Raw genomic sequence first — 23,542 nt, 5'->3', positions numbered from 1 at the left:
CCGGTGGGCTGGCATATCGCGCAGGCCGCGCGTATAGGCCCCGGCCTTGTCGCCGACGATCTGGTCGCCGACGATCTGGTTAGGGAATGAAATGACTGAAGCTGCGCTGATCGAGCGCATTGCCGCACGCGGCGATGGCGTGACGGGCGACGGCCGCCATGTGGCGGGCGGCGGGCCGGGCGGCCGTGTCCGCGGCGACGGCATCATCATTCCGGGTCCGAACCGTACCGACCCGCCGTGCCGCCATTTCGGCAAATGCGGGGGCTGCCAGTTGCAGCATGTCGCGGAACCCGCGCTTGCCGACTTTGTGCGCGACCGCGTGGTCGGTGGGCTGGAGGGGCAGGAGGTGACCGGCATTGACGTGCTGCCCGCGGTGCTTTCGCCCGCGCAAAGCCGCCGCCGCGCCGTCCTGACCGCGCTTCGCACTGGCAAGCAGGTCGCGATCGGATTCAACGCGGCGCAGAGCAACCAGATCGTCGACATGCGGATGTGCCCGCTGTTGCTCCCCGAACTGTTCGCATTGATCGCACCGGTGCGCGAATTGCTGGTGATGATCGCGCAACCGCGGCGCCCGGTGAAGGTGAAGCTGCAAATGCTCGACCAGGGCGTCGAGTTGATCCTCGAGGGAGTGAAGGCCGAGGGACTCGATGCCGCGATGGCGCTGCAGGATTTCGCTGGCACGCATAAATTGGCGCGCTTCGCGATCGATCAGGGCGATGGCCTCGAAATCCTGTGGCAGCCCGAACCGCCGACGATGCGTTTTGGCAACATCCTCGTCGAAGTGCCGCCCTTTGCCTTCCTGCAGCCGACGAGCGCGGGACAGGCCGCCCTGATCGAAGCGGTGACCAAGGCGATCGGTGACGCCGGCGCGGTCGCCGACCTGTTCGCGGGCGTCGGCACTTTTGCGCTGTCGGTGCAGGCGGGACGCAAAGTATATGCCGCCGAAGGCGCGCGCGATGCCATTGCGGCGCTGGCGGGCGCGGCGAACCGCGCGCGCGCGCTCGTCGCGACCGAGCATCGCGACCTGTTCCGCCGCCCGCTCGTTCCCGCCGAACTCAATCGCTTCGGCGCCATCGTCCTCGCCCCGCCGCGGGCCGGGGCGGAAGAGCAGGTGAAACAGCTCGCGGCATCGGCCGTGCCGGTGATCGCCTACGTCAGTTGCAATCCGGCAAGCTTCGCGCGTGACGCAAAGACGCTGATCGAAGGCGGCTACACGCTCGATTGGGTGCAGCCCGTCGGCCAGTTCCGCTGGTCGACCCATGTGGAACTGGCCGCAAAGTTTTCGCGCTAGAGGCTCAATGCAACACGAAACCGATGAAGGCGTGGACACACAGCGCCAGTAACGCGAGGCTCGCCAGCGCGAAGATGCCGAAACGCCACATCACGCGGTTGACCGTCGCCTGGATCAGGCTGTGGACGATGCGCAGCGCGACATAGACCCACGCGATCTGCGCGTTGAGCCCGCCGCCCATACCGCCGATCGCGAGTGCGAGCGCCACGGCATAAAAAACCGTCGGCTGCTCCATCAGATGGTTATAGTTGTGCGCCTTCCACTGCACTTCTTGCGGCAGCACATCGTCGAGCCCCTTGCCGGTGCCGCCGACCATCTTTGCGGCGTCGATCTTGGCGCGGCTCATCGCGGGGATGCGCGTCGCGTACATCCAGACCCACATGACCATCGACCAGAGTGCGAGCGCCGCGACCGGGCCCAATATTGCATTATTTTCCATGATCTTTCCCCTCAACCCAAAGTGGCAATCACCGCCAGCAACGCCAGTGCGAGCAGGCAGAAGGTCGACAGCCCGAAGATCGCAAAGCGAACGGGCACGCGGTTCACGCGCGCCTGCCACAGGCTGTGGACGATCCGCAAAACGACATAGGCCCATGCAAGGCCGCGGGTCAGATCGGTGCTGCCGCCCGAGAGGTGCAGGAAGATGATGACCGCATAGAAGAGTGTCGGCTGTTCGAGCAGATGCGTGTAATTATGCGATTTCCAGTTCACCTGCGGCGGCAGGATATTCTCGAGGTCGGCCCCGCGGCCGCCCGGCGGCGCCGCTTTCAGATCGATGCCCGACTTGGCGAGCGCCGGAAATCGCGTCGCCGCGACCCAGCCGAGCATGATGAGTGTCCACAGCGCGAGGACCGCGCCGGGCGCGAGCAGGCTTTCAGGCATATATGTTCCCCCTATTTTGTGGGCCGGGATGCTAGAGCGCATCGCCGACAATGCAACGGCAGACGTTCAAGCTTTATCGCTCGCCAGTTCGGCGCGGATAATCGCCCCGTCGCCATCGACGCGCGGCGCAAAACCGAGGTCGCGCGGCGGCATCGCACCATATTTCACCGGCGGCTGCATTTCGTGGAAGGTTCCGACATCCGGATGCGTACGGTGGCGGAAGAAACCCGTCGCGACGAAATGCGGATCCTCCCTGATGTCCTGAAGGTCGCGCGCGGCCATCGCCGGAATGTCGTTGGCGGCGAAGATCGCCAGCCACTCGGCGCTGGTCTTCGCCGGGGTCTTGCGCGCGATCTCGCTATAGATGATCGGCATATGCTGCCCCTTCGCTTTCGCCTCTGCATATTCGGGCGTTTCGAGCAGGTCAGCGCTCCCGAGCAGCGCCATCAGCCGTGCGGTCGATTCGGGCGTATAGGGGACGATCGCGAGATGTCCGTCGCTGGTCGGAAAGGGCTGGCGCGTCGGGTCGAGCTGGCGCGGATAACCCGCGGGTCCGATCGGCGGGTCGAGCGCCGCGTCGCGGAGATGCTCGGTAAGCATGAACGAGGCGAAGCATTCGAACATCGGCACCTCGACTTCCTGTCCCTCGCCGGTGCGCAGCTTGTGAACGAGCGCCGCGAGGATTGCCTGCGCGCCGAACTGGCCCGCGATCTTGTCGGCGATGAGCGAGGGAAAATAGCGCGGACTGGGATTGCCATCGACGCGCGGGAGCAGGCTGGTGGTTCCCGTCGCGGCCTGGATGACGTCGTCATAGGCTTGGAGGTCGGCATAGGGTCCGTCCTGTCCGAAACCGGTGCCATGGACATAGATGATATCGGGTTTGAGCGCCTTGCAGCCTTCATAGTCGAAGCCGAGGCGCGCGATCGCCCGGCCACGAACATTGTGAAAGAAAACATCGGCGGTCGCGATCAGTTCGCGCAGCGTTGCTGCATTCTCGGGCTTCTTGAGGTCGAGCGCGATCGATCGCTTTCCGCGGTTCACCGTCAGGTGGATCGATCCCATCGTCGGATCGGGAACCCCGTTGCCGAGGTAGCGCGAGATATCGCCCGTCCCCGGCGTTTCGACCTTGATCACCTCGGCGCCAAGGTCGGCGAGCATTTGCGTCGCATAGGGGCCGAAGATGACCGTCGTCAGGTCGATGATGCGGATCCCCGACAGCATAGGCATAGCTCCTCCTCTTCCGGCGCGCAGGATAGAATGATTGCAAAGTAAAACGGAAGAGGCTTCCGCGATTTTCCTTACGCCGCAGCGGGCGCTGTTTCGCTACTGCCATTTCCGACAGCATAGGCGGCCGAAATCTTGCGATAGGATCGCGAGCCGAACGCCACCAGCGTCAGCACCACGCCAAGGACACCGGCGATCGTGAAGACGAGCGCGATCCCGCGCTCGGGGCCGCGACCGTACCAGTCGCCGACCGCATCGGCGCCCGCACCGTCGGTCATCAGCGGCACGAAGATGAACTGCGTGAGCGGCGCGATAAGGAAAGCGGTGAGCGGCGAGGCGGCCTGCTCGACCGACTGGGCAAAGCCGAAGACACGCCCCTGCCGTTCGAAGGGCACGACTTTCTGCAGTGCGGTCTGCTCCGCCGCTTCGGCATAGGGGCCGAGGAACATCCAGATGAAGCAGCCGACGGCGAGCAGCGGGATCGACGACTGGATCGTAAAGACGGCGGCGACGATCCATTCGACGAGGCAAACGAAAAGCAATGTGCGGATCGGGTTCTTGCCGAGCCCGGTCCGCGAAATCACTATGCCGCTGAGGATGAAGGCACAGGACATGACCGCCCAGAGCAGACCCCATTCCTCGACCTTCATCAGCGACAGGCCATAGGCATCCATCAGCGCCATGAACACGCCGCCGAGGAGGTTGTTGAAACAGGAGAAGAGGATCAGCGCGAGGAGGCCCGGGATACCGAGCACGACGCGCAGCGTTCCAGCCAAGTCAATACGACGTGGCGTATCCTCGGGTTCAGCATCGCGCGGCTCGTCGACGCGAATGAAATAGAGGTGGATGATCGTAATCAGCGAAAGGGCGACCGCAAATCCCAGTGTCGCGAGCATCCCGCCCCATGCGACGAGGAAGCCGCTGATCGCCGAGGTGGTTAGAAAACCGATCCCGCTCACCATGCCGACGAGCCCGTTCGCCTTGTCGCGCCGGTCCTCGGGCACCAGCAACGTCACCAGCGTCGGAAGCGCGATCATGCGGATGTTGCCGACGATCACGGCGAACATCGAGACGAGAATAAAGAGCCACAGGGAGACGCTCGCCACCTTGGCGCTGCGGATGTCCGGGTCGATCATATAGCCGGCGAGCGCGAGTGCGTAGAGGGTCAGCGATGCGATGCTCGACACCATCATCATGTTACGCTTGCCATGATGGTCGACAAGACTGCCGAACCATATGCCCAGCATCGCGGTGAGCACGAGATAGATGCCCGCAATCATCCCCGTTGCGAACACCGACTGCGTTTCGAGAAAGGTCCAGAAGGTCAGCGCGAACCACACCGTGAAATTGGTGATGTTGGCGATCAAGTTATTGGCGAGAAGGTGATGGAAGGGCTGCATGGGCCGCGCAATCTAGCAGCGCATCGGGATCAGGCTATTCGAAAATTGGTCCAGCCCGTCAGCAGCCTAGATCGTTCCGACCACTGCCGCGAGCGCGCGCAGCCGCTCGTCGTTGCGGCGGTAGAATGTCCATTGCTTGATGCGTTTGGCGGTCACCAGATCGCTGCCCTGCAGGACGCGCATATGCTCGCTGAGCGTCGACGCATTGATGCCGAGCTTTTCCGCTATCAATTGTCCGCACACGCCATCTTCGACGAGGTCGCCGTCCACCTGCGGTCGGAAATGCGCGCGCGGGTCTTTCAGCCAAGCAAGGATCTGGAGGCGGCGTTCATTTCCCAGCGCACGGAACAGGTCGGCATCGGTCATATTGTTAATTTGCCAATTAACGAACTATATGTCAACGCGGGTGACCAATCGAACGGAGTCACGCCATGTCCCTGCTGCCCTTTTCCACTGTCGATGTGTTCACCCAAACCCGGTTCGGCGGAAATCCGCTGGCCGTGGTGATGGGCGGCGAAGATCTGTCCGACACGGTGATGCAGGCCATCGCGGCGGAGTTCAACCTGAGCGAGACGACCTTCGTCCTGCCGCCCGCCGATCCGCGGCACACGGCCCGCGTGCGCATCTTCAACCGCACCGAGGAAATGGCCTTCGCCGGGCATCCGATGGTCGGAACCGCGTTCGTCCTCGCCGCCGCCGACGCCGATCTTGCGACGGCGACATTCGAGGTTCCTGCCGGGAACGTGGATGTCGAAGTCGAACGGGGTGCGGACGGGGCTCCCGTCGGCGCCACGGTCGCGGCGCCCCAGCCGCTCAGCCTTGGCGAAACGGTGGCGCCCGAGGTTGTCGCAAGAATGCTGCGCCTGACACCGGGCGATATTCTTACGATGGCGCATCTCCCGATCCTCGCGTCGGTCGGCAACCCCTATATCATCGCCGAACTGGACGAGGCGGCGCTGGCGCGATGCGACCCCGATCTGGCGGCGTTTCGCGAGACGCTGGCGGCGCACCCGCAATTCGGCACGCGCCTGTCGGTCCATGTCTATAGCAGGCAGGGCCGGACGCTGCGCGCGCGCATGTTCGCTCCGCTCGCCGGAACGTGGGAAGATCCCGCGACCGGAAGCGCGAATGCGCCGCTCGCTGGCCTGCTCCTGTCGCTCGAACCCGCCACCGACGAAGCCCGGTTCGAAATCCACCAGGGCATCGAAATGGGGCGGCCCAGCCTGCTCGACGTCACCGCGCGCCGCACACCGGGCGGTATCCGGGCGACGCTGCGCGGAGCTTGCATTCCGGTGATGCAGGGCGAGATCGACTGCGGGTGAGGCCGCATGCTGAAATGAATAGAGAAGGGGCTGGTCGCATCGCTGCGCCAGCCCCTTGCTTATCGATTGGACGCGTTCGCGTTCAGAACAGCTTGGTCACCGTCGCGCTGCGGCGTTCCTGCTCGATTTCGCCGGTGTACAGGCTGACCATCGGTTCGTCGCTGACGACATGGGTCTCGTCGGCGCCAAAGCCGTTGAACTTGGTGCGCATCGCGCAGCCATAGGCGCCGAGCATGCCGATCTCGATGAAATCGCCCGCCTTGATGTCGGCGGGCAGGAAGAAGGGCCCTGCCATATGGTCGAGATCGTCGCAGGTCGGGCCATAGAAGCTGAACGGCACCATCTCGGTGTCGCTTTCGCCATCGCGTTGCAGCGACACCGGGAAGCGCCAGCCGACATGCGCGGCGTCGAACAGCGCGCCATAGGCGCCGTCGTTGATGTACAGCTCGTCGCCGCGACGCTTTTCGACGCGCACGATCAGCGAGCTATACTCAGCCGACAGCGCGCGGCCCGGCTCGCACCACAGTTCAGCGGAATAGCTGATCGGCAGGCTTTCGAAGCTACGGTGGATCGTCTCAAAATAGGCGTCGAGCGGCGGGGGTTCCATGCCCGGATACGACGAGGGGAAGCCGCCACCGACATCGATGATATCGACGGTGACCGACGCCGCGACGATCGCGGCGCGGACGCGCTCCATCGCCTGCGCATAGGCGTGCGGCGTCATCGCCTGGCTGCCGACGTGGAAGCAGATGCCGAGCGCATCGGCGGCCTGGCGGGTCGCCATCAGCAGTTCGACCACCTCATCGGCCTCGGCGCCGAACTTGGCGGCAAGGCTGAGCTTCGAATGATCCGACGAGACGCGCAGGCGCACGAGCAGGTTCAAATCCTGCGCGCCCTCGGTCGCACGGACGATCTTTTCGAGTTCGTCGAGCGTGTCGAGCGAGAAGGTGCGCACGCCATGCTTCCAATAGGCTTCGGAAATCGCTTCCTCGGCCTTCACCGGATGCATGAAGCAGAGCGTCGCTTCGGGAAGCGTACGCGCGACGAGCCGCACCTCGGCGATCGAGGCGACGTCATAATGCGTGACACCCGAATCCCACAGCACGCGCAGCAGGTCGGGCGACGGATTCGCCTTGACCGCATACATGGTCGTGCCGGGAAATCGCTCGATGAAGAAACGCGCTGCACGCCGCGCGGCATGCGGGCGGACAAGCGTAACAGGTTCGATCGGCGAAAGTGCCTGAATCAGCCCGTGGGCGCTATGATGCTGGTGCAACTCAAGGGACCCCCAAAAATAACGTTAAACATCCAAGGCTGCCTTGCGGTTATTGGAAGTCCCCCTGGGGCAGCGGAGGGCGATATATGCAGGGGGGTCCCCCCTGTAAAGACCCTATCGCGCAATTTTGTAATAAGGCGGCAACACAGGGGCCAAACCGGGGCCGATCTGCGCCAAACCGCGCAAATGCAAGACAAAGCCCGACCGCGGCGCTAGGGATGGAGCATCGCCAAATCCGAAAAGGACCTCCCCACTATGGTGTCTCGCGCCGACGTAAATCACAATTTTTCCGACGCGGAACTCAAGGAACTGGCGGCATTCGGCACGATCGAGTCGCATCGCGCGGGCGATCTGCTGGTCGAGGAAGGGGCGATGGCGCCCGATTGCATCGTCACGCTGTCGGGCCACACCGACATTTTCGCCTCGACCGACGAAGGCCGCAAACGCGTCGGCTGGATGGAACGTGGGCAATTCGCGGGCGACCTGTCGGTGCTGACCGGACAGCGGCATTTGTCGCGCGTCGAAATGGGCGCTGCTGGGGAGATTCTCCGCATCGCGCACCCCGATTTCCAGCGGCTGATTGCGGGCAACAGCCATTATTCGGATATCTTCGTCCGCGTACTGTCGGCGCGGCGCGAATTCAGCAAGCATCGCGGCTTTGCGGTGACGATCATCATCGGCGCGGCAATGGACCGCAGCGTTTATGCGATGCGCGACCTGCTGATGAAGCATGGCGTCGCGCATCGCTGGTTCGACCCGGCGGATGGACCTGTTCCCGCGCACCTGATGGCCGAGCGCGGGTTGACCGAGGATCAACTGCCAGTGGCTATCCTCGGCGCCGCCGACGTGCTGATCCAGCCGACGCCCGAACAGCTCGCGGCGGGGCTCGGGCTCGACCTGCTGCCCGATGGAGCGACCGCCGATGTGCTCGTGGTCGGCAGTGGCCCCGGCGGGCTCGCGGCGGCGGTCTATGCCGCGTCCGAAGGGTTGACCGTGATCGCGCTCGATTCGCTCGCGCCCGGCGGGCAGGCGGGGACGTCGTCGAAGATCGAGAACTACCTGGGTTTCCCGACGGGCATTTCGGGGAATGAACTTGCGCGCCGCGCAACGGTGCAGGCGCAGAAATTCGGCGCGCGGCTGGTGTCGCCCGTGCGCGCGGCGTCGATCAACCGCGACGGCGACGCCTATTGCCTGCACCTCGCCGACGGGCGGAAGCTGCGCAGCCGCGCGGTGGTCGTCGCGAGCGGCGCGAAATACCAGAGCCTGCCGATCGACGGCCTCGAAGCCTATGAAGGCCGCGGGATCTATTATGGTGCGACGCCGATGGAAGCGCAGCTGTGCAGCGACGCCGAGGTGACGATCGTCGGATCGGGCAATTCGGCGGGGCAGGGCGCGATCTACCTCGCGAGCGTCGCGAAGAAGGTCCACGTCATTTTCCGCCGTGGAAGTCTGCGCGAGACGATGTCCGAATATCTCGTCAAACGCCTCGAGGAGCATCCGAATATCGAGATCATCCCGTCGACCGATGTCGTCGCGCTGCATGGCGAGGACCGGCTCGCCGGTCTGACCTATCGCTGCCGTGAGACCGGCGCCGAGGATCATTGCGATTGCGGCTTCCTGTTCCTCTTCCTCGGTGCGAGCCCGAACACGACCTGGCTGCCCAAGGAAATGGTGTGCGACGAGCGCGGCTTCGTGAAGACGGGCACCGACATCGCGCCGCTCGAACTGGTCAAGGCGGGCTGGTCGCTCGACCGCATGCCGAGCCGGTTCGAGACAAGCTGGCCGCGCATCTATGCGATAGGCGACGTGCGCAAGGGATCGGTCAAGCGCGTCGCCTCGTCGGTCGGCGAGGGATCGGTCGTGGTCAGCGATATCCATCAGGCGCTCGCGGAGATCGACCCCGCCGCATCGTGAGAATTGGTGCGATCAGGCTTTCGGCTGCTGCTGCGTAGCGCAGTGAATGCCGCCGCCCGATTCGCCGATCGCATCGATCTCGATCATCTCGATCGTGCGCCCGGGATAGAGCGCTTGCAGCATTTCGCGCGCGCGGCCGTCGGCGGCCGTGTCGCCGAACTGCGCCGCGATGACGGCGCCGTTGCAGACGTAATAATTGACATAGCTGGCAACAAAGTCGGGCTCGGCCGACCGGATATCCACCGGATCGGGCAGGCGAAGGATTTCGAGCCTCTTCCCTCGTGCGTCGGTTGACTGCTGCAGGATTTCGAGCGTTTCGTGCCCCGACACCGACCATGGGTCATCGGGATCGATCGTGTCGCCCAACTGGATCAACAGCTTGCCCGGCCCGACGAACCGCGCCAGCGCGTCGATATGATAGTCGGTGATGTCCTTGCCCGCGATGCCGGGCGCCCAGATCATCTTCTTGCCGCCAAGCGCCTGCAGCAGCTTTTCGCCCACCTCGTTCTGGCTCATCCGGTTGCGGTTGGGATTCACCCAGCAGCTTGCATGCGCGAGCAGCGTTCCCGCGCCATCATGTTCGACCCCGCCCTGCTCGCCGACAAGACCCGTTTCGATCAGCGGCATTCCCAGCCGCTCGGCCACGCGGCCTGCAATCAGGGCGTCATTGGCATGCGGCTGTTTGTTGCCCCAGCCATTGAACCGGATATGCGCGACAGCGAGCTTGCCGGAAGCGTCGCGAACAAAGGTCGGTCCGGAATCGCGGCACCACAGATCGTCGGTCGGGATGTCCCAAAGCTCGACCTCGCCGGCCAGCAGCGAGCGTGCGCTTGCCGCATCGGCGTTCGCTACCAGCATCGCGACGGGTTCATGGCGTACAATCGTGTTGGCAATCCGCGCAATAGCGCGCTGTACGTGCCTTAACGACGCGCGGTCATAGACGTCCAGATTGACCGGCCATTGCATCAGCGTCCGCTCGTGCGGTTCTGATTCCAGCGGCATTTCGTAGCGGGGACCGGCTTGGACCATGTTGTTGCTCGCCTCGCCGCAGGCCCATATCGCGGGCGCCAGTGCCACGCCCGCACCGGCGCGCAGAAAATGCCGTCGATCCAAAGACCCACTCCTGCCGTCGCGCGGCTCGTCGCTAACCCAGCCGCGTCTTGAAATCCTCGTAACCGAATTCGCGGATCAGCCGGAGCTTATCGCTTTCGCTGTCCCAAAGCCAGATCGACGGCAGCGGCACGCCGTTGAAGGTGTTCGTCTTCACCATCGAATAATGCGCCTGGTCGAGGAAGGCGAAGCGTTGCCCGATGCGCGCGCCGCCGGGCAGGCGATAGTCGCCGATGACGTCGCCGGCGAGGCACGACGGGCCGCCAAGGCGCACCGGCATGCCTTCGCTGCCTTCGCCCAGCATCGCGGGGCGATAGGGCGCCTCGATCACGTCGGGCATATGGCAGGTCGCCGAAATATCGGTGATGCCGATCGCCATGCCATTGTCGAACAGGTCGAGTATTTCGCCGACGAGAATGCCCGCATCGAGCGCGATCGCTTCTCCGGGTTCGATCATCACGTCGCAGTCGGTCGATGCGCGGACCTGTTTCAGGAAGGCGATGAGGTCGTCGACCTGATAATCGGCGCGCGTCACATGGTGGCCGCCGCCGAAATTGATCCATTTGAGCTGGTTGAAGAAGGGGCGCAGCATCGGCTGCACCGCTTCCCAAGTGCGCTGGAGCGGCGGGAAATCCTGTTCGCACAGGCTGTGCATATGGATGCCGTCGATGCCCTCCATATGTTCGGGGAGCAGCTGGGTCACCGGGAAGCCAAGGCGGCTGCACGGCGCGGCGGGGTCGTATTTCGCGACCTCGCCCTCGCTGTGCATCGGGTTGATGCGGAGGCCAATGTCGAAGCTCTCGCCCTTGGCGCGAAGCTCGTCGAGTAGCGGGCGGAAGCGCGCGATCTGACCCGGCGAGTTGAAGATGAGGTGATCCGACAGCGCCGCGATTTCGGGCAGGTCGGCTTCCTTGTATCCGGCGCAATAGGTCGCGACCTCGCCGCCATATTCGCCGCGGCCCAGCCGGGCTTCATAGAGCCCCGATGCGCAGACGCCGTCGAGATATTCGGCGACGACGGGCCCGAGCGACCACATCGAAAAGGCCTTGAGCGCCGCAAGCACGCGCGCGCCCGACGCGTCGCCGATATGGCGGAGCACTGCCAGATTGGCGCGCACCTTCGCGGCATCGACGACGAAGGCTGGGGAGGGCACGCTGGTCAGGTCGAAGCGGGCAAAGGCTCCGGGGTCGCCGGCACGGGTTTCCATGTCGCTGTATATTCCTGTCAGACCGTTATCGGTCCCTTGAAGATGAAGAACGCCCCCGCCGCAATCAGACCGAAGCCGACGAGATGGTTCAAGGTCAGCTTCTCACCGAGCCAGAAGACCGCGAACCCGGCGAATATGACCAGTGTGATGACTTCCTGCAAGGTCTTGAGTTCGGCAGCGCTATAAACGCCATAGCCGATGCGGTTCGCGGGCACGACGAGGCAATATTCGAAAAAGGCGATGCCCCACGCGATCAGCACCGCGAGCCAGATCGGCCGCGACACCGCGCCGAGCTGCCCGTACCAGGCGAAGGTCATAAAGATGTTCGAGACGAACAGCAGCCCGATCGGCGCGAGGTAGGCGGTCATCGATTTTCCTTTGCGGACACCGGCGCGGGGGTTGGCCGCCCCGGCGCAGCAATCAGAAATCGAGCGGTCCGTCGAGTTCCTTCACCTGCCACGGCAAGCCATGCTGGTTCAGCATGTCCATGAACGGATCAGGATCCATCTGTTCCATGTTGAACACGCCGTCACCCGACCAAGTGCCGGTGACCATCATCGCGGCGCCGATCATCGCCGGGACGCCGGTGGTGTAGCTGACCGCCTGATTGCCCGTTTCGGCGAACGCGTCCTCATGGTCGCAGATATTGTAGAGATAGAGCGTCTTTTGCTTGCCATCCTTGCCAAGACCGGTTGCGATGACGCCGATGTTGGTCTTGCCCTTGGTCGTCTCGCCGAGGCTCGATGGCTCGGGGAGCACGGCCTTCAGGAACTGCAACGGAACGATCTCGCGGCCTTCGTAGATGACCGGGTCGATCCGCGTCATGCCGACATTCTGGAGGACGGTAAGGTGGGTGATATATGCCTCGCCAAAGGTCATCCAGAAACGGATGCGCTTGATTTCGGGCAGGTGGGTTTTCAGGCTTTCGATCTCCTCATGATACATGAGGTACATCGTCTTCTCGCCCACCGCTTCGAAATCGAATTTCTGCTTCACCGACATCGGCGGCGTTTCGACCCAGTCGCCATTTTCCCAGTGGCGCGCGACCGCGGTCACTTCGCGGATGTTGATCTCGGGATTGAAGTTGGTCGCGAAATGCTGGCCATGATCGCCGCCGTTGCAGTCGAGAATGTCGAGCGTGTCGATGCGGTCGAAATGATGCTTTTTGAGCCAGGTGGTGAAGACGCTCGTCACCCCGGGGTCGAAACCCGAGCCGAGCAGCGCCATCAGCCCCGCGTCCTTGAAGCGGTCCTGATACGCCCACTGCCAGTGATATTCGAACTTCGCCTCGTCGCGCGGTTCGTAGTTCGCGGTGTCCATATAATGCGCGCCGGTCGACAGGCACGCCTCCATGATCGTGAGGTCCTGATAGGGGAGCGCAAGGTTCACGACATGCGTTGCGCCGATCGAGCGGATCAGCGCCGCGGTCGCGTCGATATGGTCGGCGTCGACCTCGGCGGTCTTGATCGTCACGCCGGTGCGCTCCTTCACCGATTCGGCGATCGCGTCGCATTTGAACTTGCGGCGGCTCGCCAGCGTGATGTCGGGGAAAATGTCGGGGTTCATCGCCATCTTGTGCACCGCGACCGAACCGACGCCGCCTGCGCCGATCACCAGAACCTTGCTCATCGAAAAACCTCCTGCGCCTACCTATGTGGCTTGTCTTGTATGGCCGGCCCTATAGGACGAAGCCATGACACAGCAAAGCCCCGATCCCTTGCTCAACCCGAACCGCGCACCCACGCTCGCGGGTGTCGAACGCGCCGCGGCGAAAGTCGCTGCATTGCTGCCGCAAACACCGCTGCTGCCGCTCGAAATCGACGGCAAGACGATCTGGTGCAAGGCCGAATGCCTGCAACCGGTGGGCGCGTTCAAGATCCGCGGCGCCTGGCACCGGCTCACTGACCTGACGCCCGAACAGGCGGCGGCGGGGGTCGTCGGCGTGTCGAGCGGCAATCACGCGCAGGGCGTCGCCTGGGCGGCGAAGCGGCTCGGGATCAGGGCGACGATCGTGATGCCGAGCAATGCGCCGGCGATGAAGCTCGCCGCGACGCGCCAGCTCGGCGCCGAGGTCGTGCTTTATGACCGCGTCACCGAATCGCGCGATGCGGTCGCGGCGACACTGCTCGAACAGCGCGGCGGGACGCTCGTCCATGCCTATGGCGACCCGTGGATCATCGAGGGGCAGGGCAGCGCCGGAACCGAAGCGAAGGCGCAGATGGCCGCGCGCGGGATTGGCGGTCCCGACAAGGTCGTTGCCTGCTGCGGCGGCGGTGGTCTGTCGGCGGGGCTCGCGCTTGCGCTGCCCGACGCGGAAATCATCGCGGTCGAACCCGAGGGCTGGGACGATGTGACGCGGAGCCTTGCCGCGGGCGAAATATTGTCGGTCGAGGATATGGCTTATCCCACCGAGTGCGACGCGCTGCAGACCCCCGAAACCTGGCCGATCAACTTCGCGGTGCTGCAGGCGCGCGGGGTGCGCGGTGTCGTCGTGACGCGCAGCGAAGTGCGCCATGCGATGCGCACGGTGTTCGAGAAACTGCACCTCGTCGTCGAGCCGGGCGGCGCGGCGGCACTCGCGGCGGTGCTCGCAGGCAAGGTGCCGCTGACCGACGCGACGCTCGTCACACTGTCGGGCGGCAATGTCGATCCGTTGAAGTTCGCGGAAATCATTACCGAATAGGCTGGCGGAAACTTATCCGCCGGCATGCGTTTGGACGGGGAAGGAGAAGCATGATGCAGAAGAGTGCAATTTTGGCGAGCGCCGCGGCGCTGGTGCTGTTGGCCGGCTGTGAAAAGGCAGAGGCGCCCGCGCCTGCGCCGACCGATGCGACGACGACCGAGGTTCCGGTCGAAACCGCGCCGCCCGAAGGCGCCGAGGCGACCGATCCCGCGACCGCGCCGCATCGCTTCGCGAGCTGGGCGGGAAAATGGACCGGGGTCGAAGGCATGTACGCCACGATCACGACTGCCGCGCCGGGCAAGTACAAGCTGGAGATGCAGTCGGACCTCGACACCAAGGGGACCTATGACGGCGAGGACAGCGAGCATGGCATCAAGTTCAAGCGCGGCACCGAGGAACTGAGCCTGCGCCGCGGCACCGGTGACGAAACCGGCCTCAAAAATCTCTTCGGCAAGAAGGAATGCCTGATCGTCAAGACCGGCGAGGGTTATTGCCGCGATTGATCTCGATCCGGCGGCGTATCTTTTTGATGCTGTCGCCGGATTGTCATCGAACCGGCACGGAAATCGCATGAAAGCCTGCCATGCGCGGCCCCGGATCAACATTGTCCAGGGAACCCATTCGCATGGCCAGCCAACCCAATCGCAAGATCGCCGCCGCCGTCGTTCGTGAGGATGGCGAGCAGAAACAACGCCTGCTCGACCGCGCTTTTGCGCTGGCGTTCAAGGGCCTCGTCTATGCCCAGATATGGGAAGACCCGGTCGTCGACATGGAGGCGCTGGCGATCGAGCCGGGCAACCGGATCGCGACGATCGCGAGCGGGGGCTGCAACGTCTTTTCCTATCTGACCGCCGACCCGGCGGAGATCGTCGCGGTCGATCTCAACACCGCGCATGTCGCCCTCAACAATCTGAAACGCGTGGCGATCGAGCGGCTGCCCGATCACGCCAGCCTTCGCCGCTTTTTTGCCGACGCCGACAGCAGCAGGAATATCGCCGATTATCGCGCCTTCGTCCGCCCACACCTCGACGAGACGAGCCGGCGCTATTGGGAAGGCCGCGACCTCGTCGGGCGGCGCCGGATCAACGGCTTTGCGCACGGCCTCTACAAGCGCGGATTGCTCGGCAGCTTTATCGGGCTGGCCCATCTGGTCGCCCGGATGCACCGCGTCGATCCGCGCCAGTTCCTCGAAGCGAAGACGATCGCGGAACAGCGCGCGATTTTCGAAACGAAATTCGCCCCCTTCTTCGACCGCAAGTTCATCCGCTGGGTCACCGACCAGCGCTCGTCGCTGTTCGGGCTAGGCATTCCGCCGGCACAATATGACGCGCTGGCCGACGGGAAGCCGATGGCCGATGTCCTGCGCGGTCGCCTCGAAAAGCTGACCTGCGACTTCCCGCTCGAGAACAACTATTTCGCCTGGCAGGCCTTTGGCCGCGGCTATGGCAAGCACGCGGCCGCGTCGTTGCCGCCCTATCTGCAGACCGTCCATTATGCGGCCGTCAAGACGCGTGCCGAGCGGGTCACGATGCTCCACGCGAACATGACCGACATGCTGGCCGCCGCCGATGCGACGAGCTTCGACCGCTATATCTTCCTCGACGCACAGGACTGGATGAGCGACGCGCAACTGATCGCGCTGTGGAGTGAGGTCACCCGCACGGCGCGGCCCGGCGCGCGCGTGCTCTTCCGTACCGCCGCCGAACCGACCCTGCTTCCAGGGCGGCTTCCCGACGACCTGCTAGGGCGGTGGGATTATCGCGCTGCGGAATCACTCGATTACACGCGGCGCGACCGCTCGGCCATTTATGGCGGGGTCCATCTCTATATCCTGAAAGGCTGATGCCATGACCGGGGGGGAGGGGCACGCCGCACGCATGGACGGCGTCTATCGCGGTCAGCGTCATATCTATAACCTGACGCGCAAATATTATCTGCTGGGGCGCGACCGGTTGATCGACGAGCTGACGCCGCCGGTCGGGGGGCATGTGCTCGAAATCGGCTGCGGCACCGGGCGCAACCTGATCGCGGCCGCGCGCTGCTGGCCCGGCGCGAAATTCCATGGCATCGATATCTCGGAAGAGATGCTGAAGACCGCGCGCGCCGCGATCGCCCACGCGGGGCTGACCCGAAGAGTGAGCGTGGCGCGGGCCGACGCGACGGGTTTCGACCCGAACGCGCTGTTCCGCACCGCCAGTTTCGATCGCATCTTTCAAAGCTATACACTGTCGATGATCCCCGACTGGCAAGGCGCGATCCGCGAAGCGATACGCCACCTGTCGACCTATGGATCGCTGCACATCGTCGATTTCGGCCAGCAGGAGGATATGCCCGACTGGTTCCGCGGCGCGCTGTTCGCCTGGCTCGCGCGCTTTCATGTCGAACCGCGCGCGCTGTTGGTCGAAGCCGCGCGCGAGGCCGCGAACGATGCCGGCGCGCGGCTCGCAGTGACGCGGCTCTATCGCGGCTATGCCTGGGCCCTGCGGCTTGAGAAACGGCCGCGCTAGTCTTGCCAAGCGGCGCAACAGCTGCTCCTCTGGTGCTGGGAGGCGCGATGACCGATATGATCTTGCCGGCAGGGCCCGTCGAACTGGCGTCGGTTGCCGAAACACTGGCTCAGGCGTTTCAGACCGACCCCGCGCTATCGTGGATCTTGCCCGATCCCGATCATCGCGCCCGCGCGCTCCATAGCCTGTTTCGGACCCTCGTCCCCGCCGACGTCCGTGCCGGGATCGCGCTGCGCTCGCCGGGCGACGAGGCGGCGGCGCTCTGGCGTGCACCGGGACAGGCGCATAGCGGTCCAGTCGAATTCCTGCGCACCGTCATCCCGCTCGTCGCGACCTTCGGCACCGCATTGCCGCGGGGGTTGAAGGTGCAGGGCGGCATCGATGCCCACCGCCCCAGGGGGCGCTTCTGGTATCTCCATTATGTCGGCGTCCGCCCCGGGCATCAGGGCAAGGGGCATGGCGGACGCATTATCCGCGCGCAAACCATGGTTGCCGATGCCGACGGGCTGCCTTGCTGGCTCGAGACGGCGACGCCAGAAAATGTACCGCTCTACGAACGGCTCGGGTTTGTTACGCAAGTCCAATGGGACGTACCCGGCGGCCCGCATTTCTGGGGCATGATGCGCCCGACACCCTGATCGATCAGGACGCCGGGCGCGTCGCGTTGAAGGAAAAGGCGATGTCCACCCCGGCGGCGATCGCGTCGGTTGCGGCCCATTCGCCCTGACCGACACCGAAAGCGGTGCGGTCGATGCGCGCGGTTCCGGCAACGCGTGCGCGGTCGCCGTCGATGCGCAACGTGAAACGCAGCGTCGCGGGCTTGCTGGCGCCGCGCAGATCGAGCGTGCCGCGCGCCTCATATTTCTCCCCGCCGAGGTGGCGGATGTCGCGCGCGCTAAAGACCGCGCTCGGGTGCGCGCCGACATCGAAGAAATCGCTGCTCTTCAACGAATCGTCGCGCTGCCCGTCGCCGGTGTCGGCCGAAGCAAGGTCGACCGTGACGCGAATGGTCGATTTGGCGAGATCGTCAGGGCTGAAGCGGATCGCGGCGCGCCAGCGATCGAAACGGCCATCGACCGCTTCACCATTCCAGCGCGCCGTAAAGCCGAGCCGTCCGCCCGACGCGACCGTCCAGTCGGCGAGCGGCTGGGCCATCTCTTCGGGCGCTTCCTCTGTCGCTTCGATGGCAGTTGTTTCGTCATCCTTCGTCACGGGAGCGATGGCCGCTGTAGTCGGGGTAGCGACCGGCGGCGGGGACGCCTTTTCGGCGGCGGGCCGCACCCGTTCGGGATAGATTGTCTGACCTGCGACAAAGGCGGCGCCGACGAGCGCCAGCGCGCCGATGGCGCCCCCCGCCGCCTTGCCGCGCGCAAAGGGGATCATTCGCTGGAGTTCGGGCTTGCCGAGCAGCCATTGGTGACGCAGCGCCCCCGCGATATGAAGCGCGAACAGCCCGATCGCGAGCCACGCCATCGCGCCGTGGATCGATTCCGCGGGCTCGTGCCAGCCCCGGCCAACGGGCAGGTGCGGCCAGGGGATGATCCCATAAAGCAGCGTAGGGACCTGAACACGCGCGGTCGAGACGAGCAGCCACCCCGTAATCGGGCCGAGGATCATCACGAGGTAGAAGAGTCCGTGCACCGTGCTGGCCAGCGCGCGGGTCCATGCCGGGCCATCGGACGCGGGCGGGCGCGGCGTGAACAGGCGCGCCGCAAGGCGCGCAAGGCTGAGCAGCAGGATCGTGATGCCGATCGATTTGTGCAGTTGGTATCGCGCAAACAATTCGGGGCTGTTGTTCCCCTCGAGGGCCCAGCCGAGCGCGATCTGGAATGCCAGCAGCAGCGCGATGAGCCAGTGAAGCGTGATGGCGGTATAGCTATAACGCTGTGTCGGCATGATAATCTTTCGCGAGCGGGGAGGGGATTCGGCCTCCACCCTATCGCGTCATGCCGACCTTGTCGAAGGGTGCGCTAATCGTTGAAACCGACGAAGCGGACCGCGTCATCGACGCTCTTGCGGTTCGACACCACCGCATTGGCCGGGAAATCGGCGTCGGGCCAGCCCATCGCGACGCAGATCATAATGACCTGATCGTCGGGGATGCGCGCATGTTCGCGCACGACGGGGCTTTGCATGATCCCCTGGCTGTTGATGACGCAGCCGAGCCCGCGCGACCAGGCGGCGTTGACGAGTGCGTTGGTGACGGCGCCGCAGTCGAAGGGCGCGATATCGCTGCCGAGCAGCACACGGTCATAGGTGACGACGACGCTGACCGGTGCGTCGAACTGGCGAAAACCGCGCAGCACCCAGTCTTGCCGCGCATCCTTGTCGTCGCGGGCGATACCCATCGCGCCGAAAAGCTGCTTGGCGATCTCGATCTGGCGGCCGCGGTGGTCGTCGGCGATGCCGTCGAAGCGGCGAAATTCGCGGCTGTCGGGCTTGCCCGCAAGGATGCCGTCGGTGTTGCCCCGGCGGATCGCGGCGAGCGGATCGCCGGTGACGACCGAGAAATTCCAGCACTGGTTGTTGAACGACGAAGGCGCGCGCATCGCGACCTCGAGAATCTCGGCGATCAGTGCTTTCGGTACGGGCTTGTCGAGGAAGCCGCGGATCGAGCGGCGTCCGACGACGACGTCATCGTAACCGGGCGCTGTCCTCACGCGGCCTGCTGAAGCTGCAGTTCGAGCCGGTCCCAAATCTCGACCAGCGCGCTTGTCAGCTCGCGCATCATCGCCTCGTCATGCGCCGGGCCCGGGGTGAAGCGCAGGCGTTCGGTGCCGCGCGGCACGGTCGGGAAATTGATCGGCTGCACATAGACGCCATATTCGGCGAGCAATATGTCGCTGATCTTCTTCGCGCGCACCGGGTCGCCGACCATCAGCGGCACGATGTGCGTCGTCGAATCCATCACCGGCAAGCCGGCGTCACGGAAGCACTGCTTGAGGTAAGCCGCGGCTTCCTGCTGCGCGTCGCGTTCGACGCTCGACGATTTGAGGTGCCGCACGCTCGCAAGCACGCCCGCGACGAGCACCGGCGACAGGCTGGTCGTGAAGATGAAGCCCGGCGCATAGCTGCGGATCACGTCGATGATATTCTTGTCGGCGGCGATATAGCCGCCCATCACACCGAACGCCTTGCCCAGCGTACCTTCGATGATGGTGATACGGCTCGCGGCTTCGTCGCGATCGCTGATACCGCCGCCGCGCGGGCCGTACATGCCGACGGCATGGACTTCATCGCAATAGGTCAGCGCGTTATATTTTTCGGCAAGGTCGCAGATCGCGTGGAGCGGCGCGACGTCGCCGTCCATCGAATAGACGCTTTCGAACGCGATCAGCTTCGCCGCCTCGGGATCGTCGGCGGCAAGCAGCTCTTCCAGATGTTCGAGGTCGTTATGGCGCCACACCCGCTTTTCGCAGCCCGAGTTGCGGATGCCCGCGATCATCGAAGCGTGGTTGAGTTCGTCCGAATAGATGATGCAGTTCGGCAAGAGCTTGCCGAGCGTGCCGAGCGTCGCCTCGTTCGAGATATAGCCCGAGGTGAACAGCAGCGCGCCATCCTTGCCGTGCAGGTCGGCAAGCTCATGCTCGAGATCGATATGATAGTGGGTGTTGCCGCCAATATTGCGCGTGCCGCCCGAACCCGCGCCGACGTCGTGCAGCGCGCCTTCCATCGCCTCGATGACCTTGGGATGCTGGCCCATCGCGAGATAGTCGTTCGAGCACCAGACGGTGATCGGCTTCGGCCCGTTGTGGCCGGCAAAGCAGCGCGCGTTCGGAAAGGCGCCGCGATTGCGCAATATGTCGATGAAGACGCGGTAGCGTCCTTCTTCATGCAGCCGGTCGATGGCCCGAGCGAAGATATCGTTATAGTTCACGTTTCAGCCCCGCAGTCAGGTGCTAGTGCAGCTCTGGAGCCGCTCCCTCCGGCGGCTGTTAACAGGCGGGCCAATAACGCCGAATCCGGCTGAAATCCAGTGCGAACGATTCGCAACTTATGGGACAAATTGTCCCATCAGATCGTCTCGATCGACCCAATGCCATAGGGAGCCAGCGCCGTGAGCGGCGGGGGCGGGCGGTCGTCGCTGCGCGTGAAGACCGCGATGCCTGGGGCGGCCGCGGCGGGCCAGGGCTGGCCTTCGGTCAGATAGGCGATGCGCCGCGCGATGCCCGCGGCGCCGTCGATCAGGGTCACCTCGGGCCCCGCCGCAGCCTGCAGTTCGTCCTGCAGCAGGGGAAAATGGGTACAGGCGAGGACGATCACGTCGATGCGGTCGCCGCCGGGTTGGTCGCGCAGCCCCGCAATCGCGCGCGCGATTGTGTCGGGATCGACCGCCTCGCCGCGCAGTTTCGCCTCGGCGCCGGTGACGAGGCCGGGGCTGCCATGGCGCAGCACCGTCTTGCCGTCCGCGAACCTGGCGCTGAGGTCGTCGACATAGGGCTGGCGCACCGTCGCCTCGGTCCCGAGTACGCCGATGACGCCGCTTTCGGTCAGCTCGGCCGCGGGCTTGATCGCGGGCACGGTGCCGACGATCGGCAGGTCGAGCGCGGCGCGAACATGGGCAAGCGCGATCGTCGAGGCGGTGTTGCACGCGATGACCGCAAGCCGCGGCTGATAGCGTTCGACGAGGCGCCCGAGCAACGCGGGGACCCGCGCGGCGAGTTCCTCGTTGCTCTTCTTGCCATAGGGCAGTCCGGCATAATCGGCGGCGTAGACGAACGGCGCGGTCGGGAGCAGCGCGCGTGTCGGACCCAGCACGGTGAGCCCGCCAAGGCCGCTGTCGAAGAAGAGAATAGGGGCATCGGGCGCGAGAGCGTTCATGGCTTTCGCCTAGCAGCGCAAAGAGCGGTGCTCAATTGCTTCCCGTCGCCCCCGCGGGGGGCGACGGGTTAATCCGTTTTGGCGGCCAACATGTTCGAATCCGTTGATTGCATCGTCCAACATCGCCACACTGGCACTGAATGGAGCGGGGAGCGTCATGACTTTATATTTGCTGATTGCCGCGGGGTATCTGTTGGGCTCGATCCCGTTCGGCGTGATCCTGACGCGGATGTTCGGCGCGGGCGATCTGCGTCAGATCGGGTCGGGCAATATCGGCGCGACCAATGTGCTCCGCACGGGGCGCAAGGGGCTGGCGGCGGCAACGTTGATCCTCGACGGCGCGAAGGGCGCGGTGGCGGTGCTGCTCGCGCGCCATTTCGTCCCCGAACTCGGCGATCATGCCGCGATGATCGCGGGCGCTGCGGCGATGATCGGCCATTGCTACCCGGTGTGGCTGAAGTTCCGCGGCGGGAAGGGCGTTGCGACATTGCTGGGCCTTGCGCTCGCGCTCGCTTGGCCGATCGGGCTGGTGTTCGCCGTCGTGTGGCTCGGCACCGTCCTGTTGCTGCGTATCTCATCGCTCGGCGGGATGCTCGGCGCGGTGTCGGCACCGATCGCCGCGCTCGCCTTCGGCCATCAGGTCTATGCCATCGGCCTCGCGGGCCTCGCGGTCATCGTGCTGTGGCGCCACCGCGAAAATATCGCACGGCTGCGTGCCGGGACCGAGCCGAGGGTCGGCGGAAAGAAGGGCGCGCCTGAAGGAGCCGGCGGAGCGTGACGCACGCCGAGCGGCTGGCGCGGCTGCGGCTGATCCGCACGCCGCATGTCGGCCCGGTGAGCTGGCACCAGCTGATGCTGCGCTTCGGATCGGGCGAAGCCGCGCTCGATGCGCTGCCCGACCTCGTCCTGCGCGGCGGGGGGGGGAAGGCGCGCATCGCGCCCGCCGAGGTCGCCGAGCGTGAGATCGAGCGCGTGGCCCAATTGGGCGCGCGCCATATCTTCAGCGACGAGGTTGATTATTCGCCGATGCTGCGCGAGGTCGAAGGCGCGCCGCCCGTCGTCGTCGTGCGCGGCGATACGGCGATGCTGCGGCGCCCGTGCGTTGCGATCGTCGGCGCGCGCAATGCCTCGGCGATCGCATGCCGCTTCGCGCGCCAGCTCGCGGCCGATCTGGCGACGCGCGACGTGACCGTGGTTAGCGGGCTCGCCCGCGGCGTCGACACCGCTGCGCATATCGGCGCGCTCGGCGGATCGACCGTCGGCGTCATCGCCAGCGGAATCGACATTGCCTTTCCGCCCGAAAATGCCGTGCTGCAGGAAAAGATCGCGAACGACCAGCTGCTGATCGCCGAACAGCCGCCGGGAACCGAGCCGCTCGCGCGCCACTTCCCGTCGCGTAATCGCATCATCGCCGGGGTCGCGCACGGAACGGTGGTCATCGAGGCGGCGCCCAAATCGGGATCGCTGATCACCGCGCGCCGCGCCGGTGATTACGGCCGCGAGGTGATGGCGGTGCCCGGCTCGCCGCTCGACCCGCGCGCGCAGGGCTGCAACCTGCTGATCCGCGAGGGCGCGACGCTGATCCAGACGGTCGACGATGTGCTCGAAGCGGTCGGGCCGATCGACGCGCGAATGGTGCGCGAGCCGGTGCAACGCTACGCCGCGGCGCCCGCGCCGGTGGACGCAGGCGAGGGCGAACGCCGGTCGCTGATCGACCTGCTCGGGCCGACGCCGGTCGCGGTCGACGAGTTGGTTCGACAATCCGGGCAGGACGCCTCGACGGTCCAACTCGTCCTGCTCGAACTCGAGCTTGCGGGACGCGTCGAGCGCCATGCCGGCGCGAAAATTTCGCTCGCTTGATCAGCGGACAGGAAATCATCGGCAGCGGCGCCAAGCAGGACGCGG

Annotated in this window: 24 protein-coding genes; 10 read left to right on the top strand and 14 right to left on the bottom strand. The window is 65.0% G+C overall.

What is annotated here, in order from left to right; all coding sequences use genetic code 11:
- The first annotated feature begins 91 nt into the window (after positions 1 to 91).
- A complete protein-coding gene (locus FG91_RS03580) occupies positions 92 to 1,291 on the top strand; it encodes a class I SAM-dependent RNA methyltransferase (protein WP_037512112.1) in 1,200 nt (399 codons plus the stop codon).
- A 4-nt stretch (positions 1,292 to 1,295) separates the two neighbouring features.
- Here FG91_RS03580 and FG91_RS03575 read toward each other — a convergent pair whose 3' ends face one another.
- The 5 genes from FG91_RS03575 to FG91_RS03555 all read right to left on the bottom strand — a co-directional run bounded on the left by FG91_RS03575 (position 1,296) and on the right by FG91_RS03555 (position 5,163).
- A complete protein-coding gene (locus tag FG91_RS03575) occupies positions 1,296 to 1,730 on the bottom strand; it encodes an MAPEG family protein (RefSeq protein ID WP_037512089.1) in 435 nt (144 codons plus the stop codon).
- Positions 1,731 to 1,741: 11 nt separating this feature from the next.
- On the bottom strand, positions 1,742 to 2,173 hold the full coding sequence (locus FG91_RS03570) for an MAPEG family protein (RefSeq protein ID WP_037512086.1): 432 nt from the start codon (positions 2,171 to 2,173) through the stop codon (positions 1,742 to 1,744).
- 66 nt (positions 2,174 to 2,239) lie between these two features.
- Complete coding sequence (locus FG91_RS03565; protein ID WP_235211926.1) at positions 2,240 to 3,394, bottom strand: CaiB/BaiF CoA transferase family protein; 1,155 nt, start codon at positions 3,392 to 3,394, stop codon at positions 2,240 to 2,242.
- Between the two features lie 77 nt (positions 3,395 to 3,471).
- Positions 3,472 to 4,797: an MFS transporter gene (locus FG91_RS03560; RefSeq protein ID WP_037512083.1), complete on the bottom strand. Its 1,326-nt coding sequence runs from the start codon at positions 4,795 to 4,797 to the stop codon at positions 3,472 to 3,474.
- Between the two features lie 66 nt (positions 4,798 to 4,863).
- On the bottom strand, positions 4,864 to 5,163 hold the full coding sequence (locus FG91_RS03555) for an ArsR/SmtB family transcription factor (protein ID WP_037512081.1): 300 nt from the start codon (positions 5,161 to 5,163) through the stop codon (positions 4,864 to 4,866).
- 65 nt (positions 5,164 to 5,228) lie between these two features.
- On the opposite strand from FG91_RS03555, the gene FG91_RS03550 reads away from it, so the two are divergent.
- A complete protein-coding gene (locus tag FG91_RS03550) occupies positions 5,229 to 6,119 on the top strand; it encodes a PhzF family phenazine biosynthesis protein (RefSeq protein ID WP_037512080.1) in 891 nt (296 codons plus the stop codon).
- An 82-nt stretch (positions 6,120 to 6,201) separates the two neighbouring features.
- Here FG91_RS03550 and FG91_RS03545 read toward each other — a convergent pair whose 3' ends face one another.
- Entirely contained in the window at positions 6,202 to 7,395 is a 1,194-nt protein-coding gene (locus FG91_RS03545; protein WP_037512077.1) for a type III PLP-dependent enzyme, read from the bottom strand.
- Between the two features lie 255 nt (positions 7,396 to 7,650).
- Here FG91_RS03545 and FG91_RS03540 point away from each other — a divergent pair, with 255 nt between their 5' ends.
- Complete coding sequence (locus FG91_RS03540; protein ID WP_037512075.1) at positions 7,651 to 9,309, top strand: FAD-dependent oxidoreductase; 1,659 nt, start codon at positions 7,651 to 7,653, stop codon at positions 9,307 to 9,309.
- A gap of 12 nt (positions 9,310 to 9,321) precedes the next feature.
- Here the strand turns inward: FG91_RS03540 and FG91_RS03535 are convergent, their stop codons facing one another.
- From FG91_RS03535 to FG91_RS03520, 4 genes are read right to left on the bottom strand one after another with little or no spacing between them, the layout of a single operon-like run.
- Positions 9,322 to 10,422, bottom strand: coding sequence for an agmatine deiminase family protein (locus tag FG91_RS03535; protein WP_200878392.1), 1,101 nt, complete (start codon positions 10,420 to 10,422; stop codon positions 9,322 to 9,324).
- Between the two features lie 31 nt (positions 10,423 to 10,453).
- On the bottom strand, positions 10,454 to 11,626 hold the full coding sequence (locus FG91_RS03530) for a carboxynorspermidine decarboxylase (protein WP_037512073.1): 1,173 nt from the start codon (positions 11,624 to 11,626) through the stop codon (positions 10,454 to 10,456).
- Positions 11,627 to 11,643: 17 nt separating this feature from the next.
- Complete coding sequence (locus FG91_RS03525; RefSeq protein ID WP_037512071.1) at positions 11,644 to 11,994, bottom strand: DMT family protein; 351 nt, start codon at positions 11,992 to 11,994, stop codon at positions 11,644 to 11,646.
- Between the two features lie 52 nt (positions 11,995 to 12,046).
- The gene (locus tag FG91_RS03520; protein WP_037512068.1) at positions 12,047 to 13,255 is read right to left on the bottom strand and encodes a saccharopine dehydrogenase family protein; all 1,209 of its coding nucleotides are present in this window, start codon (positions 13,253 to 13,255) and stop codon (positions 12,047 to 12,049) included.
- Positions 13,256 to 13,319: 64 nt separating this feature from the next.
- Between FG91_RS03520 and FG91_RS03515 the strand changes: the two genes are divergently transcribed.
- The 5 genes from FG91_RS03515 to FG91_RS03495 all read left to right on the top strand — a co-directional run bounded on the left by FG91_RS03515 (position 13,320) and on the right by FG91_RS03495 (position 17,454).
- On the top strand, positions 13,320 to 14,309 hold the full coding sequence (locus FG91_RS03515) for a threonine ammonia-lyase (RefSeq protein ID WP_037512065.1): 990 nt from the start codon (positions 13,320 to 13,322) through the stop codon (positions 14,307 to 14,309).
- 50 nt (positions 14,310 to 14,359) lie between these two features.
- On the top strand, positions 14,360 to 14,812 hold the full coding sequence (locus tag FG91_RS03510) for a hypothetical protein (protein ID WP_235211925.1): 453 nt from the start codon (positions 14,360 to 14,362) through the stop codon (positions 14,810 to 14,812).
- 122 nt (positions 14,813 to 14,934) lie between these two features.
- On the top strand, positions 14,935 to 16,152 hold the full coding sequence (locus FG91_RS03505; protein WP_037512062.1) for a DUF3419 family protein: 1,218 nt from the start codon (positions 14,935 to 14,937) through the stop codon (positions 16,150 to 16,152).
- 4 nt (positions 16,153 to 16,156) lie between these two features.
- Positions 16,157 to 16,816, top strand: coding sequence for a class I SAM-dependent methyltransferase (locus tag FG91_RS03500; protein ID WP_037512061.1), 660 nt, complete (start codon positions 16,157 to 16,159; stop codon positions 16,814 to 16,816).
- 47 nt (positions 16,817 to 16,863) lie between these two features.
- Positions 16,864 to 17,454, top strand: a complete 591-nt coding sequence (locus FG91_RS03495; RefSeq protein WP_152567990.1) for a GNAT family N-acetyltransferase — start codon at positions 16,864 to 16,866, stop codon at positions 17,452 to 17,454.
- Between the two features lie 4 nt (positions 17,455 to 17,458).
- On the opposite strand, the gene FG91_RS03490 is transcribed toward FG91_RS03495, so the two are convergent.
- The 4 genes from FG91_RS03490 to murI form a co-directional block, all read right to left on the bottom strand.
- Positions 17,459 to 18,712: a YceI family protein gene (locus FG91_RS03490; RefSeq protein ID WP_037512058.1), complete on the bottom strand. Its 1,254-nt coding sequence runs from the start codon at positions 18,710 to 18,712 to the stop codon at positions 17,459 to 17,461.
- Between the two features lie 74 nt (positions 18,713 to 18,786).
- Entirely contained in the window at positions 18,787 to 19,476 is a 690-nt protein-coding gene (locus FG91_RS03485; protein WP_037512055.1) for a nitroreductase, read from the bottom strand.
- Positions 19,473 to 20,693 (bottom strand): 5-aminolevulinate synthase, encoded by a 1,221-nt coding sequence (gene hemA / locus FG91_RS03480; protein WP_037512052.1) that lies wholly within the window; start codon positions 20,691 to 20,693, stop codon positions 19,473 to 19,475. The genes FG91_RS03485 and hemA overlap by 4 nt, the downstream gene beginning before the upstream one ends.
- A gap of 137 nt (positions 20,694 to 20,830) precedes the next feature.
- On the bottom strand, positions 20,831 to 21,637 hold the full coding sequence (gene murI / locus FG91_RS03475) for a glutamate racemase (protein ID WP_037512049.1): 807 nt from the start codon (positions 21,635 to 21,637) through the stop codon (positions 20,831 to 20,833).
- A 157-nt stretch (positions 21,638 to 21,794) separates the two neighbouring features.
- Between murI and plsY the strand changes: the two genes are divergently transcribed.
- Positions 21,795 to 22,415 carry a glycerol-3-phosphate 1-O-acyltransferase PlsY gene (gene plsY / locus FG91_RS03470; protein WP_037512047.1) on the top strand — a complete coding sequence of 207 codons (621 nt, stop codon included), beginning with the start codon at positions 21,795 to 21,797 and terminating at the stop codon, positions 22,413 to 22,415.
- Positions 22,412 to 23,497: a DNA-processing protein DprA gene (gene dprA / locus FG91_RS03465; protein WP_037512044.1), complete on the top strand. Its 1,086-nt coding sequence runs from the start codon at positions 22,412 to 22,414 to the stop codon at positions 23,495 to 23,497. The genes plsY and dprA overlap by 4 nt, the downstream gene beginning before the upstream one ends.
- Positions 23,498 to 23,542 lie beyond the last annotated feature (45 nt).

It is taken from the genome of Sphingopyxis sp. LC81, assembly GCF_000756375.1.
Lineage (GTDB): Bacteria > Pseudomonadota > Alphaproteobacteria > Sphingomonadales > Sphingomonadaceae > Sphingopyxis.
This window is presented reverse-complemented; position numbering and strand designations above follow the sequence as displayed.

Coding starts and splice junctions, on each gene's coding strand:
- FG91_RS03510 (WP_235211925.1), top strand. CDS start 14,360: ATGATGCAGAAGAGTGCAATTTTGGCGAGCGCCGCGGCGCTGGTGCTG.
- FG91_RS03515 (WP_037512065.1), top strand. CDS start 13,320: ATGACACAGCAAAGCCCCGATCCCTTGCTCAACCCGAACCGCGCACCC.
- FG91_RS03580 (WP_037512112.1), top strand. CDS start 92: ATGACTGAAGCTGCGCTGATCGAGCGCATTGCCGCACGCGGCGATGGC.
- FG91_RS03550 (WP_037512080.1), top strand. CDS start 5,229: ATGTCCCTGCTGCCCTTTTCCACTGTCGATGTGTTCACCCAAACCCGG.
- FG91_RS03500 (WP_037512061.1), top strand. CDS start 16,157: ATGACCGGGGGGGAGGGGCACGCCGCACGCATGGACGGCGTCTATCGC.
- plsY (WP_037512047.1), top strand. CDS start 21,795: ATGACTTTATATTTGCTGATTGCCGCGGGGTATCTGTTGGGCTCGATC.
- FG91_RS03520 (WP_037512068.1), bottom strand. CDS start 13,255: ATGAGCAAGGTTCTGGTGATCGGCGCAGGCGGCGTCGGTTCGGTCGCG.
- FG91_RS03575 (WP_037512089.1), bottom strand. CDS start 1,730: ATGGAAAATAATGCAATATTGGGCCCGGTCGCGGCGCTCGCACTCTGG.
- FG91_RS03505 (WP_037512062.1), top strand. CDS start 14,935: ATGGCCAGCCAACCCAATCGCAAGATCGCCGCCGCCGTCGTTCGTGAG.
- FG91_RS03565 (WP_235211926.1), bottom strand. CDS start 3,394: ATGCTGTCGGGGATCCGCATCATCGACCTGACGACGGTCATCTTCGGC.
- FG91_RS03530 (WP_037512073.1), bottom strand. CDS start 11,626: ATGGAAACCCGTGCCGGCGACCCCGGAGCCTTTGCCCGCTTCGACCTG.
- FG91_RS03525 (WP_037512071.1), bottom strand. CDS start 11,994: ATGACCGCCTACCTCGCGCCGATCGGGCTGCTGTTCGTCTCGAACATC.
- FG91_RS03555 (WP_037512081.1), bottom strand. CDS start 5,163: ATGACCGATGCCGACCTGTTCCGTGCGCTGGGAAATGAACGCCGCCTC.
- murI (WP_037512049.1), bottom strand. CDS start 21,637: ATGAACGCTCTCGCGCCCGATGCCCCTATTCTCTTCTTCGACAGCGGC.
- FG91_RS03490 (WP_037512058.1), bottom strand. CDS start 18,712: ATGCCGACACAGCGTTATAGCTATACCGCCATCACGCTTCACTGGCTC.
- FG91_RS03540 (WP_037512075.1), top strand. CDS start 7,651: ATGGTGTCTCGCGCCGACGTAAATCACAATTTTTCCGACGCGGAACTC.
- FG91_RS03570 (WP_037512086.1), bottom strand. CDS start 2,173: ATGCCTGAAAGCCTGCTCGCGCCCGGCGCGGTCCTCGCGCTGTGGACA.
- FG91_RS03495 (WP_152567990.1), top strand. CDS start 16,864: ATGACCGATATGATCTTGCCGGCAGGGCCCGTCGAACTGGCGTCGGTT.
- FG91_RS03560 (WP_037512083.1), bottom strand. CDS start 4,797: ATGCAGCCCTTCCATCACCTTCTCGCCAATAACTTGATCGCCAACATC.